The organism is Microbulbifer hainanensis, from assembly GCF_014904735.1.
In the GTDB taxonomy this organism is placed as follows: Bacteria; Pseudomonadota; Gammaproteobacteria; order Pseudomonadales; family Cellvibrionaceae; genus Microbulbifer; species Microbulbifer hainanensis.
This window is the reverse complement of the sequence record NZ_JACZCR010000077.1, coordinates 1-1,008: the sequence shown is the minus strand read 5'-3', so window position 1 is coordinate 1,008 and position 1,008 is coordinate 1. Positions and strand designations below refer to the sequence as shown.

The following is a 1,008-nucleotide window of genomic DNA, read 5'->3' as shown; positions in this document are numbered from 1 at the left end:
GATCGGTCGGCCTAATCGTCGATATCGATGACCAAGGGTGCGTTCTCCGTGTGGGCCCTACCGATGACGGATCTCATGAAGACCCGACAACTGGCGAGTTCGCCTCGGGCGGACTTGAACCAACACCCGCGAGTTGCGCTAGAAGCCTCGACGGTCGGCAGACGATGAACGAGTGGCGTGTAAAGAACTACCGAACTATCGGTCTTTTCGTATTTGAGCCTATCAAAGTGAGAAAAAAAATATCGATGTCAGACGGATTTGGCGGCTGTATCCCGTCCGAGTACGAGGATGACATCGATTTGGCCGACGTCGTGACGGACTTTCCTGATCTTCGAATTTTCAGTGTGAGAAACGGATCATTCCAGCAATACGATCGGTCCGCGGAATCCTGGTCGCCGGTGACCTACGATGAGATCCTTGGCGGGTAGTCGCCTGGACGGTCGGCTCAGCCGTCCACGCCCGTTTCCCGTTCTGAGCGAGATCCACGAATAGAACTTGTGGCAGACGTTGCACGTCGATAATTTTGTGAATGTCAGGGGGTTAGCTGAAACCCTCCAATAGTGAGGCCCCCGCTCATGAGAAGGTCGAGTTCTCGGGCGGGGGCCTTTCCATTTTCAACGGTGTCTTTCCCGCCTAGAAGTCGATTTGCTCGAATAACAAACAGATCAGTTCCAGGAGCAACACCAACAACTCGACCACTTTAAGCGGCCATAGTGTCAGGGGGATAGCTCAAGCCCTCCTTTCCCGGCCGGCGGATTGACCCGTGCTGAAACGGGCCTCGATGTCTATGCAACCCGACCGTCCAATCAATATTACGGGCAAAGGGCTGTGGACGTCTCCAGCAATCTTATCCCCAAAACACGTGTTTTCAGGAACTTAGATGTATGGATAAAGCTGATTAAATTAGAAAAAGCCGTCGGCGACTTCAGGGTGTGTGGTCTCAGAAGGCCTCCCTTTCCCGCACCGAGCGGATGCGAGAGCTAGGGCGAAGGCCTTATGGACTGAGCT

At 53.9% G+C, this 1,008-nt stretch carries 1 protein-coding gene; it reads left to right on the top strand.

What is annotated here, in order from left to right; translation table 11 throughout:
* The coding region (locus tag IG168_RS20750) for a hypothetical protein (RefSeq protein ID WP_226877198.1) at window positions 1-428 on the top strand (428 nt) is incomplete at its 5' end.
* Window positions 429-1,008: the final 580 nt, after the last annotated feature.